The organism is Croceicoccus sediminis (assembly GCF_007570835.1).
Classification (GTDB): domain Bacteria; phylum Pseudomonadota; class Alphaproteobacteria; order Sphingomonadales; family Sphingomonadaceae; genus Croceicoccus; species Croceicoccus sediminis.
On sequence record NZ_SUNC01000005.1, the window covers coordinates 49786 to 66817 of the forward strand.

Here is a 17032-nt window from a genome sequence, read left to right on the forward strand (position 1 = left end):
GCAGCCTCCCTTATGCGAAGAGTTCTTCGGGGTTTTCGAGAAGCCCCTTGAACGTGGAGAGGAACTGCGCGCCCAGCGCACCGTCGATTGCGCGGTGGTCGACCGACAAGGTGAACGAGATCATCGTCGCGAACTCGATCCCGCCGTCATCGGTTTCGACCGCGCGGCGCTCCGCCCCGCCAACGGCAAGGATCGCGCCCTGCGGCGGATTGATGATGGCGTCGAAATTCTCGATCCCGAACATGCCTAGGTTGGAGACGGTGAACGTGCCGCCGTCCATTTCCTCAAAGCCTAGCTTGCCCTCGCCGGCCTTGCCGATCAGCTCCTTGGTCTTCGCCGCGATCTGGTCGATCCGCATGCGGTTCGCCTGCCGGACGATCGGCGTGACAAGGCCCTTGGGACTGGCCACGGCCACGGCAACGTCAGCATGCGCGAAGGAATGGATCTCCTCGCCATGCAATTGCACGTTGACTTCGGGATGTTTGGCCAGCGCCTTGGCCGCCCCCATGACGATGTAGTCGTTGACCGATGCCTTGGTGCCAAGGACAAGGTTCGCCGTCTTGCGCAGTTCCAGCATCTTGTCCGCCCTGACGCTGACGCGAAGGTAGAAGTGCGGGATGTTCTGCTTGGCGGCGGTCAGCCGCTTGGCGACGACCTTGCGGATCTTGTCGAAGGGGATGACCTTCGCCTCGTTCGCCACGGCCTCGAAAGGCGCGCCGAACGATGCGGGAGCGGAAGAACCGGTGTCTTCCGGCACCTTGGCGAGAACGTCCTTCTTCGAGATGCGCCCGCGCGCGCCGGTGCCCTTGATCGAGCCAAGCTCGATCCCGTGAATCGCCGCGATGCGGCGCGCCAGCGGCGATGCGAAGACGTCGGTTTCTTCCGGAAGAACAGCCGTACCCTTGGGTGATGCCGTCGAAGGTCCGCGCAGCGCCTGCTGCACGTCCTGGAATGTGATGCGGCCTTCGCGGCCCGAACCTTCGATGTCCGAAATGTCGACGCCTTCGGCCTCGGCCAGTTTCAGCGCCTCGGGGCTGATCGGGCGGTTGGTGTCGATCGTGACCGCCTTGGGCTTGTCCTCGTGCCCTTCGATCGCGGCTTCCTTGGGTTCGCCCTCTTTCTTCTTCTGCTTGCCCTCGGCAACGCCGCCCTGTGCGGGGACGAAGTCGTTCACGAACCTGGCGATGTCGTCATCGCTGGCGGAACCGTCGTCGAACACGGCCAGAAGCGCGCCGACCGGTTCGGGCTGATCGCTGCTGGGCACGACGATCTTGCGAACGGTCGCGTCGTATTCGGCCTCGACCTCGTTAGTGATCTTGTCCGTTTCGATAAGGCAGATCAGGTCGCCCTTGGAAAAGCTGTCGCCCTCGCCGAACTTCCATTCGGCGATGGTCCCTTCCGTCATTTCGATGCCCCATTTCGGCATCGTGAAAGCACGTATCTTAGACATTATCCGTGCCTCCTTTAATTGTAGGCCAAGGCCTTGCGCACGGCGGCCTCGATCTTGTCGGGGTTCGGCAAATATGCGCTTTCCAGTTCCCGCGCGAACGGGATCGGGGTGTGCGGCGCGGTCACCATCTCGATCGGTGCCTTCAGGCTGGCGAAGGCCTTGTTCGCGACAATCGCGGCAAGATCGGTCGCAAGGCTGCAACGCGGCGGAGCTTCGTCCACGATCACCAGCCGCCCGGTCACTTCGACCGAATCGAGGATCGCTTCCTCGTCCAGCGGGCTGGTGGTGCGAAGGTCGATGACGTCCGCGCCGATGCCGTCTTCAGCCAGCTTGTCGGCAGCCCGCTCGGCCATGCCGACCATCATGCCGGTGGCAAGGATGGTCACGTCCTGTCCGGCCCGTGTCAGGCGCGCGTGGCCGAAGGGGATGGTATAATCCAGATCGTCGGGCACTTCGCCCTTGATGCCGTAAAGCGCCTTGTGTTCCATGAAGATGACCGGGTCATCGTCACGGATCGCCTGGCGCATCAGGCCTGCCACGTCCGCAGGCGTGGACGGCATGACGACCTTGAGGCCCGGCATCCCGGTCAGGATGGCATGCGGGCTCTGGCTGTGCTGTGCCGCCGCGTTATAGCCTGCACCATAGATGCAGCGGATGATCGCCGGGCACTTGGTCTTGCCGCCGAACATGTAGCGGAACTTGGCGATCTGGTTCCAGATCTGGTCGAGGCTGACGCCGATGAAGTCGGCGAACATCAGTTCCGCGATCGGACGCTTGCCCGACAGCGCAAGCCCGCCCGCCGCGCCGACGATGGCGCTTTCCGAAATCGGCGTGTCGATTACGCGGTCGGGGCCGAACGCCTCGTAGAAACCGCCGCTGGTCGACCAGATACCGCCGATCGCCTCGGGTCCGCCTGCGGTGCCCATGCCGCCAACGACGTCTTCGCCAAGGACGACGACGTCGGAGTCGCGTTTCATTTCTTCGAAGATGGTGTCACGAACGGCGTCGCGATACATTTTGATAGCCATTGTTTCGCTCTCCCGCTCAATAATCGATGTAAACGTCGACGAGGACGTCTTCGGCGGTGGGCCGCTCGGCCTTGCGGGCCGCTTCGACGGCCTTCTCGATCCGGGTGGCGACTTCGGCGTCGATCTTGTCGAGCTCCTCGCCTTCGAGCAGCTTCGCCTCGGTCACCGTCTCGCGGAATTTCTTGATGCAGTCGCGCTCTGCCCGGATGCGGTCCAGTTCGCCCTTGGCGCGGTAACGCTGCGGATCGCCTTCGAAGTGGCCGTAGAAACGCTCGGTATCGAACTCGACCGCGGCGGGGCCGTTGCCCGCGCGGACATATTCCAGAACCTCGCTCATGGTGTCGTGGACCGCGCTGAAATCGGTGCCGTCGGCGCGCCAGACCTTCATGCCGAAGGCCTCGGCGCGGCTGGCGATGTCCTTGTCGGTGCCGACCGCATATTCAAAGCCGGTATGTTCGGAATAATGGTTGTTCTCGAACACGAAGATTGCCGGGGCGTGCGTGACGACGGCCATGTTCATCGCCTCGAACGTCGTACCCTGGTTGCAGGCACCGTCGCCCGAAAACGCAATGGCGACACGCAGCTTGCCGTTTTCGTCCTTGCCGTCGATCTTCGCGGCGATGGCGGCGCCTACCGCGATCGGCGCGCCTGCGCCGACGATGCCGTTGGCGCCCAGCATGCCCTTATCGACGTCGGCGATATGCATCGAACCGCCCTTGCCCTTGCACAGGCCTTCGCGGCTACCCCAGATTTCCTTCATCATGGCTTCGACGTCGCAGCCCTTGGCAAGGCAGTGGCCGTGGCCGCGGTGGGTCGAGACGATCTTGTCATTGTCGGTCAGGTGTTCGCAGACGCCCACGGCGACGGCTTCCTGCCCCGCATAGAGGTGGGTAAAGCCCGCGATTTCGCCCTTGGCGATCTCTTCGTGGAGGAAGTCCTCGAAATCGCGGATGATTTTCATCCTGCGATAGGCCTCCAGCAAGTCTTCACGGCTGAGTTGCATGTCTCTCTCCCGAGTATGGAATTCTTTTAGAGGCCAAGCACGGTCTTGGCGATGATCGTGCGCTGGACTTCGTCGGTGCCGCCGAAGATCGTCCACGCACGGCTGTTAAGATAGCGAGCTGCGGCGACCTGCGCCTTTTCGCAGCGGAACGGAGCCGGTGCGTTTTCGCCATACAGCGGGCGCGCGGTCGGCAGTTGCAGGCCCGCCGGACCGAACAGGTCGACGGCCAGAAGGTCAACGTCCTGCCGCAGGTTCGATGCCAGAAGCTTGGTCAGCGAAGTCTGCGGCCCCGGCTTCTGCCCCTTGGCGATGCGCGACAGGATCTTCAGCTCGATCACTTCGAGAGACTGGATGCGCAGGCGCAGCTTTGCAAGGCGGCGGCGCCAGTCGAGATCGTCGGCCAGCTTGCCGCCGCGCCCGTCAGGCACGTCCGTCGCCATCGTCTCGATCTGGTCGAGATCGAACAGCAGCTTGGGCGCGTGGCACGAACCGCCGCGTTCGTTTTCCAGCAAGAACTTGGCGATGGTCCAGCCCTGCCCCTCTTCACCGACAAGGTCGTCGGCGGGGACTTCCACGTCTTCCATGAAGACCTGGTTCACTTCGTGATCGCCGGCCAGCGTCAGGATCGGGCGGACCGAGATGCCCGGCTGGTCCATGTCGACTAGGAAGAAGCTGATGCCGGCCTGTTTCTTGACCGTGGCATCGGTGCGGGCCAGCACGAACATCTTGTTCGCCCAGTGCGCGTGCGTGGTCCAGATCTTCGATCCGTTGAGTACGTACTTGTCGCCCTGCCTGACCGCGCGGGTCTGGAGCGAGGCGAGATCGGATCCCGCGTTCGGTTCGGAAAAGCCCTGGCACCAGTAATCCTCACCCGCCAGGATGCGGGGCAGGTACTTGTCCTTCTGCTCTTGCGTGCCGAAATTGAAAATCACCGGCGCGACGAGCTTCAGGCCCAGCACGGTCAGGTTCGGCGCCCCGGCCAGCGCGCATTCCTTTTCGAAGATGTACCGCTGCACCGGGGTCCAGCCCGTGCCGCCGTCTTCCTTCGGCCACTGATACCCCAGCCAGCCCTGTTCGTTCAGCACCGCGTTCCAGTCCTGCCCTATGTCGGGTTCGACGAACACGGTCGGCGAACTGGCTGCACCTTCGCGGATGCGGTCGGTGAGGTTCGCATTGAGGAAGTCCCGGACTTCCTCGCGGAAGCTTTCCTCTTCCGGGGTCAGCTCGATATCCATCTCAACGCTCCAGAATGGTCACCGCGGATACGCCGGGTGCACCATAGACATGACTGTAAGCGGTCTTCGGATCGCCCGGCACTTGTCGCGCCCCGCCCTGCCCGCGCAGCTGAACCACGTTTTCGTAAACCTGTCGCAGACCCGACGCACCGATCGGTTCGCCGCAGGCAAGGCAGCCGCCATCGGTGTTGACCGGCAGCTTGCCGCCAATTTCGGTCAGCCCTTCGGCCAGCCACTTTTCCTGGTCGCCATCGGCGCAAAACCCGTTTTCGGCCATGTGCATCAGTTCCGCGCCCGCCTCGGTATCCTGAAGCTGGGCGACGTCGATGTCCTTGGGGCCGACTCCGGCAATCGCGAAGGCATCGCGGCTGGCGATGTTGGTCGCGCTGCCGCCGCGTTCGATATCGACGGACGGGGCAAAGACCTCGAAGCTGCCCGGCGGGCGGGTGCGCATCGTCGCGGCCTTCAGCCGGACCAGCGGCACGCCCAGTTCGCGGGCCTTTTTCTCGCTGCCGAGGATAAGCGCGACGCCCCCTTCGGCGGGGGAGCAGAACATGTATTTCGAATAGGGGTCCGACACCATCGGAGCGTCGAGAATTTCGTCCAGCGGCACCGGCTGGCGGCGCCATGCGTGGGGTGCTTTCTCACCGTTGCGGAACGCCTTTTCGGCGACGCGGCCCAGCGTTTCGCGGCTGATCCCGTTAAGGTGCATGTAGCGCATGATCTTGTTCGCGAAGAACTGCGTCGTCACCATGTATCCGGCATCGCCGTACCATTCGGGCAGGTTGTATTCGGACGGCTTGGCATCGAACGCGCCGCGCGGATGCTTGTCGAAACCGACGGCAAGGCCGATGTCGCATTCGCCCGACTTGATCGCCATCTGCGCCGAGAACAGCGCCGATCCGCCCGCCGCGCAGCCATTGCGCACGTTGATGAACTGAACACCCGTCAGGCCAAGCTGATCGACCATCGTGTCAGGATTGCCAGCCGCATCGGACGCGCCATAGGCGAACTGGATGTCCTTCCACTCCAGCCCCGCATCGGACAGCGCCTGCCGCACGGCATAGACGCCCTGGTCCACGCCGGTCATGCCCTCGGTCCGGCCGAAGGGGTGGATGCCTATGCCCAGGATGAAAACGTCGCGCATTACGCTGCCTCCGCCGGACGAAATGCCGGGATCATGACCGGATCGGCCGCTTGCGGGTCAAGAGGGGTCGGTGTGAACACGAGCGGCATCCCGATTGCGATATCGCCGAAATCGACGTCGACCAGCCGCGCCTCGACAATGGTTTCGCCCGGCAGCTCGACATAGGCGACGGGGAACGGGGTGAACGCCTCCGGCCCGGTGTAGGGCGGGCTCTTGGGACGGAACCGCTGGATCGTATAGCTCCACAAGGTACCGGTCCGCGAAAGCGGCACGGGTTCGAAGCGATCGTTTTCCGGACAGGGAAACACGATCCGGCCGCTTTCGCGATCCTTCCCGCCAACAAGGCGCGGATCGGGCTCGTCCGTGAACAGGCCCTCGGCGATCGCTTTCATGTGTGTCCCCTCCGGCGCCGGCATGGTTACCGGCTTGAGTCGATTTGTGTCTCCACGGTTAAAGCGCAATCGGCCGGTCTGCGCAGGCTCCTAAAAACGCTAGGCACTTGTCGCAGGTCGCGCCTTGAACGCGCGTTGCGCGCGCACGCGGCCACCCGCCGCGCGTGGCGGCGAGGCGGGTAAATGTGCGCATGACGTAAAAATCAGCCGAGCGAGATGTAACCGAGCTGCGCCGCCTTGAAGACGGTCTGGCTCCGGTTGACGGCATTCAGCTTGGTCGAGGCATTGTGGATGTGAAAACGCACCGTCGCCCGGCTGCGCGACATGATCATGGAGATTTCCATGTCGGTCTTGCCGATCGCGGCCCAGCGCAGGCACTCCACCTCGCGCTTCGACAGGCGCGAACCGGGCGGAAGCGCCTGGATCGCGCCCATGATCCGCGAATAGCTTTCGATGAACGCGCGGGCATAGATGCCGAACTTGTCGCCGTTGCGGGCGAATTCCTCCGACAGGTCGGTCTTTTCCGAATCGTCGGGATCGAAGCTGACCGCGCCGATCTGACCAAAGGCCATATGGACCGGCACGATAATGGCTGCACGGGTGCGCGCTCGCGCCTCGAAATTCGAAATGTCGATCGATTCAAGGTACTTGTTCGGCGCAGGAAGGTGAAACCCCTCTGCGTTGACCCAGAACGGTTCGTTCTCGAACCGGCACGCCGACGTAATCGGCGATTCGAGCGCGATGCGCGGGTTTCGCCACCAGACGTCATCGGTATCGGGCCAGCCGAACACGGTGGCGGCAAGGACGTTGCCTTCCATGTCCACCGGGGTTCGCTTGTCCGCGATATCATGGGCCGGAGCGACCTTCATATTCTCTGCCGCAGCGATATCCGCGAGCGCCTTGGCGGCGCGCTGGATGTCCTCGGGCTTGCGAATGCGAACGTCGTCAAGCTTGTCTATTGATAGTTGAGCCATGGGTTCCTCTCATAAGGGAACACTAACCTTCTGATTCTGTCAGGACAATGACGCTGTCCCTAACACTTTGCAGAGCCTCCGACCGTGGGAATTCCTGCTAGGCAACGTGCCGGAGAAGGAGTGACCCTTGAATTTCGAGCTCAATGAAGACGAAGAGATGCTCAAGGCCGTCGTCGAAAGGTTCGTGACGGACCGTTACGACGTCGAACGCCGCCGGGGGTATCTGACCGAAACCGCAGGGTTCAGCGCCGAAAACTGGTCCCTGCTCGCCGAACTCGGCGTGATGTCCGTGCCCTTTTCGGAAGAAGCGGGCGGCCTTGGCCTCGACGCCACCGCCACCGCCGTCATCTTCGAAGCATTGGGCCGCGGCATCGTGGTCGAACCCGTGCTCGAAAGCTGTGTCCTTCCCGGACTTTACCTTGCCGCCGGTGCCGATGACACGGTGCAGGAAGAATGGCTTCCCGCGCTGCTTTCGGGCGAAAAGCGCATGGCGGTCGCCCACGTGGAAAGCGGATCGCGCGATGGCAGCCTGTGGATCGAGGCCCGCGCCGAACGCGATGGCGACGAATTCGTCCTCAACGGCGAAAAGCTTTACGCCATCGCCGGATCGCAGGTCGATGCCTACCTCGTCAGCATGCGCGAAAGCGGCGATGCGACGGATGCGGGCGGCTGGTCCTGGTATCTCGTGCCCGCCGATGCCGAAGGGCTGACCGTTTCCGAATGGCGCCTGTCCGACGGCACGTGGACGGCATCGCTCTCGCTTTCCGGCGTCAGGGTACAGGCCCCGGCCCGCCTTTCCGACAACCGCACCGCCTTCGAACGCGCCGACGCGCTGGCATCGCTTGCCCGCTCGGCCGAAGCGCTGGGCATCATGGAAGCCATGTTCGCCGAAACGCTGGACTACCTACGCACCCGCGAACAGTTCGGCGCGCCCATCGGCAAGCTCCAGGTGATCCAGCATCGCATGGCCGAGCAATACGCGGTGCTGGAACAGTCGCGCGCCCTGATCGAGCTCGCCATCGTCAGCGACGGGCAGGACGATTTCACGCGCCATGTCGACGGCGCACGTGCCTTCATTTCAGATGCGTCGCTGGAACTGGGGCACGAGATGATCCAGTTCCACGGCGGCATGGGCGTGACGGACGAGCTTTCGATCGGACAAGGGCACAAGCGTCTTCTGGTCCTGTCGCGCTGGCCCGAACCGCCGCAGAGCACGCTGGACCGCTACGCACTGGCATCCTGATCGCGTCTGCGTCAGGAACAGGCTCATGAAAGCAGCATGGTATAGCGAGAACGGAGGGCCCGAAGTCCTCCAATATGGCGACCTTCCCGATCCGGAAGTCGGTCCCGACACCGTCCTCGTCCGGGTTGAGTGGATTTCGATCGAGGGCGGCGACCTGCTGAATCGCATCCACACGCCGCCTTCTTCCGATCATCACGTCCCCGGCTATCAGGCCGCGGGCGTGGTCGAGGCGGTGGGCGCGGACGTCACCCGGTTCAAGGCGGGCGACCGTGTCGTCGCCTTCGGCTGGAGCGGGAGCCACGCAGAGCTTTTCGCCGTGCCCGAACACTACGCCTACTCCGTCCCCGATGACATGGACATGCAACAGGCCGCGATCGTTCCCATCGCATTCGGCACCGCGCATGACGCCTTGTTCGAATATGGCGGGTTACAAGCGGGCGAATTCGTGCTGGTCCAGGGCGCGGCTGGCGGTGTCGGCCTCGCGGCGGTGCAGCTTGCCGCGCGCGCGGGTGCGAAGGTCATCGGAACTGCCTCGGGCGAAGCACGGCTGGACCGCATCCGCCCTCTCGGCCTCGAATACGGGATCGATTATCGCAGCGAGGATATCGCCGCGCGCTGCCGTGAAATCACCGGGGGCAAGGGCGTCGACCTCGTGCTCGACCTGGCCGGCGGCAAGGGCAAGGACCTACTGGTAAAGGCCCTGCGCCCGCATGGCCGCTATGCGGTCATCGGCGCGGCGGAAGGGACGCTGCCCAGCTTCGATTTCTTCGAACTGATCCGCAAGGCGATGCAGGTCACCGGCATATCGTTCGGGCGCGACATGCACACGCCGCGCGTTCACGAACTTCTGGAAGACTTGTTGAACGACGTCGCCAGCGGCGCGCTGGTCATGCCGGTGGAGCGGGAATTCCGCCTGTGCGAAGTGCGCGAGGCCCACGAATTCGTGGCGACGCAGCACCCGTTCGGACGCGTGGTGATGCGGCCCTGAACGCGCAGGCTCAACGCTTGTCGGTGTAGCCCGCCAGCCGTCCGGTGATCACGTAATCGAGGATGTCGACGATCTGTGCCGGGGTTTCGGCCACGGCCAGTGCCGCTGCGTCCACTTCCTTTAGCGGGTGGGTCAGGCTTTCGTCATGGTTCACGATGATCGCCTTACCCAGCGCTGCGGCAAAACCGGCATCGAAAGCGGCATTCCACTGCCGGTACTTGTCACCGAAACGCACGACGACGACGTCGGCGTCCTTGATCAGCGTCTGCGTTCGGATGGCGTTGACCTGCGCGCCCTTGCGGTCGTGCCAGAACTTGTTGTCCTCCGCCCCCGTGATCGCGACGCCACAATCGTCGGATGCGGGATGGTCGGTTACCGGCGCCGAAAACCGGATCGGCAGCCCACGATGCCGTGCCGCATCCTCGATCTCGCTGCGCCAGTCGGTGTGGATTTCGCCCGAAAGGTAGACGTTCCAAGTGCGTTCCATCGCTTAACGCTCCTTCGTAGCGCTGAAAGTCAGGTCGGGGTTCTTTTCCTGCTGGTAACCGACGTCCCACGGCGATTTGGCAAGGAAAACCGGATCCTCGTCGCGGTCCTTGGCCATGTTGGCGCGGTTGAAACCGGCAAATTCCTCGATCTTTTTCTCGTCGCCCTTGACCCAGCGCGCGGTGGCGAAGGGGGCAGGTTCGAGGCTGGCCTCGACCTTGTATTCGGCCGAGAGGCGGCTGATCAGCACGTCGAGCTGCAGCTGGCCGACGACGCCGATGACCCACTGGCTGCCGATTTCGGGATAGAAAACCTGGATCACGCCTTCTTCCGACAGATCGTCCAGCGCCTTCCTGAGCTGCTTGGTCTTGGTCGGATCGGCCAGCTTCACGCGGCGCAGGATTTCGGGTGCGAAGTTCGGCAGTCCGGTAAAGCGGATGTCGTTCTTTTCCGACAGGCTGTCGCCCACGCGCAGGGTGCCGTGGTTGGGGATACCGATGATGTCGCCCGGATACGCGGTATCAGCGATTTCGCGGTCCTGCGCGAAGAACATGATCGGCGAATGGACCGCGATTGGCTTGCCAAGGCCCGACGGCGTCAGCTTCATGCCGCGCTTAAACGTGCCCGACACCAGCCGCATGAACGCGATGCGGTCGCGGTGCTGAGGGTCCATGTTGGCCTGCACCTTGAAAATGAAGCCCGAAACCTCGTCGTTCGTCGGCTCGACCGGCCCTGCTTCGCTGGGCTGCGGGCGCGGCGGCGGGGCGTGGGTGGCGATCGCCTCAATCACGTCGGTCACGCCGAAGTTCTTGAGCGCGGAACCGAAGAACACGGGCGTCAGATCACCCGCGCGATAGGCGTCGACGTCGAATTCGGGATAGCCGATCTGGGCCAGTTCGGCCTGCTCGGAAAATTCCTCCGGAATCGCGGGGTCACCATCGACCGTGCCGAGAAATTCCTTCGACGGACCTTCGGGCCGCGCGACAGCACCGGTGGAGAAATCGAGGATGCCTTCGAACCGTCCGCCCATGCCGATGGGCCAAGTCATCGGGCACACGTCCAGCGCCAGCATGTCGGCCACTTCATCCATCAGCTCGAATGGTTCGCGCCCTTCGCGGTCGACCTTGTTGACGAACGTGATGATCGGCACCGAACGCAGGCGGCAGACCTCAAACAGCTTGCGGGTCTGCGGCTCGATGCCCTTGGCCGCGTCGATCACCATGATCGCGGAATCGACCGCGGTCAGCGTGCGGTAGGTGTCTTCGGAGAAATCCTCGTGCCCCGGGGTGTCGAGCAGGTTGAACGTAATGCCGTCCCGCTCGAACGTCATGACCGAGGACGTGACCGAAATGCCGCGCTGCTGTTCGATCTTCATCCAATCGGATCGCGCACGACGCGCCTGCCCGCGGGCCTTGACCTCGCCGGCAAGGTGGATCGCGCCGCCGGTCAGCAGCAGTTTTTCGGTAAGCGTCGTCTTACCGGCGTCGGGGTGCGAAATGATCGCGAAAGTGCGGCGTTCGGCCATCGTGGTTGTGCTTTGCTTATTCCCGCTCGACCGAGAAACCGGCAAAGGCCTGCCTCACCGGCATGAGTTCGAGCGTGTTGATGTTGAGATGCGGCGGCAGCGTCGCCACCCACAGGACGGTTTCGGCGATATCGTCGCCAGTCATCGGGTTCACGCCTTCGTAGAACGCATCGGCAGCTTCCTGGTTGCCGCCGTTGCGTACGACGGTGAATTCGGTTTCCACCATGCCCGGTTCGATCGAGGTGACACGAACGCCTGTTCCGTTGAGATCCGAACGCAGACCCAGGCTGAACTGACGCACGAAAGCCTTGGTCCCGCCATAGACGTTGCCACCCTTGTAGGGATAGTTCGCGGCGACCGACGATATGTTGATGATCGCGCCCTTGCGCTCGACCAGCATCGGCAGGAGCTTGCGCGTGATCGAGACGAGCGCGGTGACGTTCGTATCGATCATCGTCTTCCAGTCGTCGAGATCGGCCTGCCACGCCGGCGCCATGCCCAGCGCGAGCCCGGCGTTATTCACCAGGCAGTCGATCTGCGCGAAATCGCCGCTCAGCGCGTCAAGCGCGGCATCGCGGCCCGCTTCGTCGCGCACGTCAAACACGCAGGGCATGAAATTGTCGCCCAGTTCCTCGCGCAGCGCCTCAAGCCGGTCGGCGCGGCGGCCCGTGCCCACGACTTTCCAGCCCGCGCCGATGAATTCGCGCACGCAGGACGCGCCGATACCCGAAGTCGCTCCGGTGACGAGTGCGGTTGCCATGGTCTATTCTCCTGTAACGGCGGGTCGGATGGTGATGCCCACGCGGAACGCGCGTTCACCGCCCGGTTCAAGTTCCATCACGCCGGGTTTCTCGCGGAAATCGCGATCGAAACCGACGGGGTCGGCAATACCCGCCCACGGTTCGAGGCAGATGAAGTCCGCACCCGGCTTTTGCCAGATGCCCAGCATCGGGCAATCGGGAAAGGCCATCTGGATCGCGGCGGGGCTTACGCCCTCCCCTCCGGGCATCGCGCCTTCATAGCACAAACCGCGACTGTCGAGCCGGTCCCAGATCAGCGCATCGGCGCGGAACAGGCCGGGTTGCAGGGCAAGCTTGCGATCGACGACGGGCGTGTCCTCGTAAAAACACAGCAGCCCGTCAGCATCGAGGCGGCGGATCGGACCGTCCTCCCGCTCGAAAAAGCGCACGGCGTGGTCGGCCTTCTCCCCGCCGCCGGGCAGCGGCCAGGCGAAGCCGGGGTGAAAGCCGATGCTGAACGACATCGCGACATCGCCGGTATTGCGGACCGTCGCGGTCATCGTCAGCGTGGAGTCTTCAATTGCGTAGTGCAGATCGAGGTCGAACGCGAAAGGGAAAACCGCCCGCGTTTCCTCATCGTCGGACAGACGGAACAGTGCCGCGTCCCCGTCGTGCGAGACGAGATCGAACGCGCGCTTGCGGGCAAAGCCGTGCCGCGCCATCGCATATTCCATGCCGTCCAGCCGCATCTTGCCGCCCGCCAGTTCCCCCACGATGGGGAACAGGATCGGCGAGCGGCCCGACCAGAACGCAGGGTCGCCATCGGTCATCCACTCGGCCCCGCTGGCATCGGTGATCGATACCAGTTCGGCGCCAAGCGACGCTATGCGCGCGGTCAGCCCGCCCGATCCGATGGAGAACGTCTCGCTCATCAGCCCCTGAGTATCGCGCCCTGCTTGGCCGCAGCAGCAGTCACCGCGTCGCTGACGGCCTTGAGGTCCGCGTCGGTGAACGTCGCCTCGACCGGCTGCATCGTCACTTCGATGGCCAGCGACTTCTGCCCCTCGGGCACGCCCTGGCCGGTGAAGACGTCGAACAGGCGGGCATCGACGATGCGCTTTTTGTCCGCGGCCTTGACCACGCGAACAAGGTCGCCCGCGGGAAGATCGGCGGGAACGAGGAAGGCGAAATCGCGCGACACGGCCTGAAGCGAAGGCGGCGTGTAACTGGCCCGTGTGAACGTCGCCGCGCCCTTCTTCGCCGGGATGGCTTCGAGGTCAATTTCCACCGCGACTACCGCGCCATCAAGGTCGAACTGCTTGGCAACCGACGGGTGCAGCGTGCCGAAGCGGGCCAGCACGTTCTTCGGCCCAAGCCGCAGGGTCGCGGACTGTCCGGGGTGATACTGGCTTCCGGCCTCGCCCATCACCATCAGGTTGCCGACCGGCGCACCGGCGGCCTCAAGCAGGGCCATCGCCTCGGCCTTGGCGTCGAACGCGTCGAAGCCCTGCGCCTTGCCGGACTGCCACGAACGCGATGTCCGTTCGCCCGCAAGCACGACGCCCAGTGTCAGGCGCTCATCGCTTGCCCCGCCCTTGCCGCGAAGGTAACGTCGGCCGACTTCGAACAATCGGACCGAGGAAGCACCGCGCGCCATGTTGCGCTGTGCCGCCATGAGCAGGCCGGGGATGAGCGAGGGGCGCATGGCCTTCATGTCCTCGCTGATCGGGTTGGCCAGAACCCACAGCGGTTCGTCGGCAAAAGCTTCCGCCTCGGCCATCGGCAGGAAGGACCAAGTGATCGCCTCGTGCAGGCCCCGTGCCGCAGCGGCCCGGCGTGCGCGGCGTTCGCGGCTCTGCATCGGGGTCGCGGTCGGCTTGGCCACGCCTTCAGCGCGCGGCAGCGCGACCGAGGGGACATCGTCCAGCCCGTGGATGCGGATCACTTCCTCGACAATGTCGGGCGCGCCGTCGACGTCGGGGCGCCAGCTGGGCACGGTCACGGCCCAGTGGCTTTCGACCTCTGCGATCTCGAAGCCCAGCGCGGCCAGGATGCGGTGCTGCTCTTCCTCGCGCACGGCGACGCCACCGAGGCTTTCGGCCAGCGCGGGATCGTAGGCGATGACCTTTCCGCCCGACGGAGGCGCGCCGACGTGGACCGCCTCGCTCGCCTCACCGCCGCAGATGTCGAGGATCAGGCCCGTCAGAATTTCAAGACCGGTGCCCAGGAAATCGGTATCGACGCCGCGCTCGAACCGGCTGCGCGCATCGCTGGTCAGGGTCAGCGCGCGGCCCGTGTGGGCGATTCGTTCCGGGTCGAAATAGGCGACTTCCAGCAGGACATCGCTGGTATCGTCGCCGCAGCCCGAATGCTCGCCGCCCATGATGCCCGCGATGTCGTGAACGCCGTTGTCGTCCGCGATCACGGTCATGCTGTCGTCCAGCAGGTAGTGCTTTTCGTTGAGCGCGGTCACGCCCTCGCCCGGCTTCGCACGCCGTGCGACGACGGCGCCGGACAATTTGGCAATGTCGTATGCGTGGCTGGGGCGGCCATATGTCAGCATCACGTAGTTCGTGATATCGACAAGGGCAGAGATCGGACGCTGACCCGCCGACTTCAGGCGCGCCTGCATCCATGCCGGGCTCTGCCCGTTGGTCACACCCCTGATGGTGCGCCCATAGAACGCAGGGCACCCTTCGCGGTCGTCGCTACGGATTTCGACCGGACAGGGATAGTTGCCCGCATGGACCGTGTCCGAAACCGGCTTCAACGTGCCGAGGCCCGCCGCCGCCAGGTCGCGGGCGATGCCGTATACGCCCATGCAGTCGGGCCGGTTCGGCGTGATCGACAGGTCGAAGACCGGGTCGTCGAGATCGGCGAACGTCGCGAACTCGGCCCCGATCGGCGCACCTTCGGGAAGTTCGATGATGCCGTCATGATCGTCGCCGAGGTCAAGCTCGCGGCTCGAACACATCATGCCGTTGGATTCGACGCCGCGGATCGCCGCCTTGCGCATTTCCATGCCGTTGGACGGCACGACCGCGCCGGGAGTGCCCAGCACGCCAACGAGGCCGGCACGCGCATTGGGCGCGCCGCACACGACCTGCAGCGGCTGTCCGTCGCCCAGATCGACCGACAGCACCTGCAGCTTGTCGGCATCGGGATGCTTTTGAGCAGTCAGCACTTTGGCCACGCGGAAGCCCTTGAGAGCCTCCGCCGGATTTTCGATGCCTTCGACCTCGAGCCCGATGGCGTTCAGCTTGGCCGCGATTTCGGTGACGGTGGCCTCTGTCTCGAGGTGGTCCTTCAACCAGGAGAGCGAGAACTTCATGCCGATACTCCCACGCCGCCGGAAAGGGTGGGCACGTCGAGCGCCGCGAATCCGTAATGCTTCATCCAGCGCAAGTCGCCGTCGAAGAAGGCGCGCAAGTCGTCCATCCCGTATTTCAGCATGGCGAGCCGGTCGACGCCGGTGCCGAAGGCAAAGCCCTGCCATTCGTCGGGATCGAGCCCGCCGAATTCGATGACGCGGCGATTGACCATGCCGCTGCCCAGCACTTCCATCCAGGCATGCCCTTCATCGTCGCCCGAACCGCCGACCACGCGGCGTCCCTTCTCCATCGAATAGCCGACATCGACTTCGACCGAAGGTTCGGTGAACGGGAAATAGCTGGGGCGCAGGCGTAAGACGATGTCGTCGCGCTCGAAAAAGGCCTTGAGGAAGGTCTCCAGCGTCCACTTCAGGTGGCCGAGGTGGATGCCCTTGTCGATGACCAGCCCTTCGATCTGGTGGAACATCGGGGTGTGCGTCGCATCGCTGTCGCTGCGATAGACGCGGCCCGGCGCGATGATGCGCAGCGGCGCGCCTTCGGCCAGCATCGTGCGGATCTGCACCGGCGAAGTGTGCGTGCGCAGCAGCATCTGTCGCCCCTGCTCGTCCGCGTCGGGAAAGTAGAACGTGTCGTGCATCGCGCGCGCCGGGTGGCTTTCGGGCATGTTGAGCGCGGTGAAGTTGTGCCAGTCGTCCTCGATCTCCGGCCCCGTCGCCACGGCAAAGCCCATGTCGGCGAAGATTTCGGCCAGTTCGTCCATCACCTGGCTGACCGGGTGGACCGAACCGGCGGCCACGTCGGGCGCAGGCAGCGACAAGTCGATCGTCTCGGACGCCAGCTTCGCTTCCAGCGCGGCACCTTCGAGCGCGGTCTTGCGGTCGGCGATCGCGTCGGCAACCTCGGTGCGCAGGACATTGAAGCGAGCACCGGCTTCCGAGCGTTCTTCCGGGCTCATCCCGCCCAGGGTCTTCATCAGGGCGGAAATGCTGCCCTTCTTGCCCAGAAAGGCGACGCGGTGCTGTTCCAACAGGTCCAGCGTGTCCGCCTCGGCGATTTTCGCCAGGGCCTCGGCAAGCAGAGAATCGGTATCGGCCATCGGTTCCGTCAACTTAGGGAAATTGCAGGTTCGGGAGCGCTCTCTAGGCACTGCGCGCCCTGTCCGCAATGCCCCGCCTTGGTACGGTTTTGCACTCGGACGGCCAGATCACGGCCTCAGTTATGACAATTGCCGTATGAAACTGGCCTTCCCATTGCCAGCCCCCCGGCACCTTGTTCATACCTGTGTGCGAAATCACTGACTCAGCGCTCGCAATCGTCCAGAAAGCGGGCGAGGAGTTGGTTAAGAAGGTCGCCGGTTTCGGGTCGCAGATCCGGCGAACGCTCGGAAGGTCGAATGCAGGTTGGGGGACCGGCATTTCGGCAAACCGGGGGCACGAAGGCGCGGGGAAGTGGCAAGCTCCCCGCGTCTTTTTGATTCCGCACCTTTGCT

15 protein-coding genes are annotated in these 17032 nt (G+C 64.1%); 2 read left to right on the forward strand and 13 right to left on the reverse strand.

The annotated features are described in order from the left end of the window. Positions 1-10: 10 nt before the first annotated feature. The 7 genes from FAX90_RS15200 to FAX90_RS15230 all read right to left on the reverse strand — a co-directional run bounded on the left by FAX90_RS15200 (position 11) and on the right by FAX90_RS15230 (position 7229). Positions 11-1450, reverse strand: coding sequence for a 2-oxo acid dehydrogenase subunit E2 (locus FAX90_RS15200; RefSeq protein ID WP_144098282.1), 1440 nt, complete (start codon positions 1448-1450; stop codon positions 11-13). Positions 1451-1464: 14 nt separating this feature from the next. Beyond that, entirely contained in the window at positions 1465-2478 is a 1014-nt protein-coding gene (locus tag FAX90_RS15205) for an alpha-ketoacid dehydrogenase subunit beta (RefSeq protein ID WP_144098283.1), read from the reverse strand. Positions 2479-2494: 16 nt separating this feature from the next. Continuing rightward, positions 2495-3481, reverse strand: coding sequence for a thiamine pyrophosphate-dependent dehydrogenase E1 component subunit alpha (locus tag FAX90_RS15210; RefSeq protein ID WP_144098284.1), 987 nt, complete (start codon positions 3479-3481; stop codon positions 2495-2497). A gap of 26 nt (positions 3482-3507) precedes the next feature. Beyond that, positions 3508-4716, reverse strand: coding sequence for an acyl-CoA dehydrogenase family protein (locus FAX90_RS15215; RefSeq protein WP_144098285.1), 1209 nt, complete (start codon positions 4714-4716; stop codon positions 3508-3510). Between the two features lies 1 nt (position 4717). Beyond that, a complete protein-coding gene (locus tag FAX90_RS15220) occupies positions 4718-5863 on the reverse strand; it encodes a thiolase family protein (protein ID WP_144098286.1) in 1146 nt (381 codons plus the stop codon). Beyond that, positions 5863-6255 (reverse strand): Zn-ribbon domain-containing OB-fold protein, encoded by a 393-nt coding sequence (locus FAX90_RS15225; RefSeq protein WP_144098287.1) that lies wholly within the window; start codon positions 6253-6255, stop codon positions 5863-5865. Before FAX90_RS15225 ends, FAX90_RS15220 begins: the two co-directional genes overlap by 1 nt. A 203-nt stretch (positions 6256-6458) precedes the next feature. Next, the gene (locus FAX90_RS15230; protein WP_144098288.1) at positions 6459-7229 is read right to left on the reverse strand and encodes a helix-turn-helix transcriptional regulator; all 771 of its coding nucleotides are present in this window, start codon (positions 7227-7229) and stop codon (positions 6459-6461) included. Positions 7230-7356: 127 nt separating this feature from the next. Between FAX90_RS15230 and FAX90_RS15235 the strand changes: the two genes are divergently transcribed. After that, positions 7357-8472 carry an acyl-CoA dehydrogenase family protein gene (locus FAX90_RS15235; protein WP_144098289.1) on the forward strand — a complete coding sequence of 372 codons (1116 nt, stop codon included), beginning with the start codon at positions 7357-7359 and terminating at the stop codon, positions 8470-8472. 25 nt (positions 8473-8497) lie between these two features. Continuing rightward, positions 8498-9460 (forward strand): quinone oxidoreductase family protein, encoded by a 963-nt coding sequence (locus FAX90_RS15240; RefSeq protein WP_144098290.1) that lies wholly within the window; start codon positions 8498-8500, stop codon positions 9458-9460. A 10-nt stretch (positions 9461-9470) separates the two neighbouring features. Here the strand turns inward: FAX90_RS15240 and FAX90_RS15245 are convergent, their stop codons facing one another. The 6 genes from FAX90_RS15245 to pheS are packed head-to-tail and all read right to left on the reverse strand — an operon-like array spanning position 9471 to position 16639. Further along, entirely contained in the window at positions 9471-9947 is a 477-nt protein-coding gene (locus FAX90_RS15245) for a YtoQ family protein (RefSeq protein ID WP_144098291.1), read from the reverse strand. Between the two features lie 3 nt (positions 9948-9950). Then, a complete protein-coding gene (locus tag FAX90_RS15250) occupies positions 9951-11516 on the reverse strand; it encodes a peptide chain release factor 3 (protein ID WP_276612391.1) in 1566 nt (521 codons plus the stop codon). Beyond that, positions 11488-12231, reverse strand: coding sequence for an SDR family NAD(P)-dependent oxidoreductase (locus FAX90_RS15255; protein WP_144098293.1), 744 nt, complete (start codon positions 12229-12231; stop codon positions 11488-11490). The genes FAX90_RS15250 and FAX90_RS15255 overlap by 29 nt, the downstream gene beginning before the upstream one ends. A gap of 3 nt (positions 12232-12234) precedes the next feature. Beyond that, on the reverse strand, positions 12235-13143 hold the full coding sequence (locus FAX90_RS15260) for an aldose 1-epimerase family protein (protein WP_144098294.1): 909 nt from the start codon (positions 13141-13143) through the stop codon (positions 12235-12237). Continuing rightward, positions 13143-15542, reverse strand: coding sequence for a phenylalanine--tRNA ligase subunit beta (pheT, locus tag FAX90_RS15265; protein ID WP_144098295.1), 2400 nt, complete (start codon positions 15540-15542; stop codon positions 13143-13145). Before pheT ends, FAX90_RS15260 begins: the two co-directional genes overlap by 1 nt. Further along, a complete protein-coding gene (gene pheS / locus FAX90_RS15270; protein ID WP_144098296.1) occupies positions 15539-16639 on the reverse strand; it encodes a phenylalanine--tRNA ligase subunit alpha in 1101 nt (366 codons plus the stop codon). The genes pheT and pheS overlap by 4 nt, the downstream gene beginning before the upstream one ends. Positions 16640-17032: the final 393 nt, after the last annotated feature.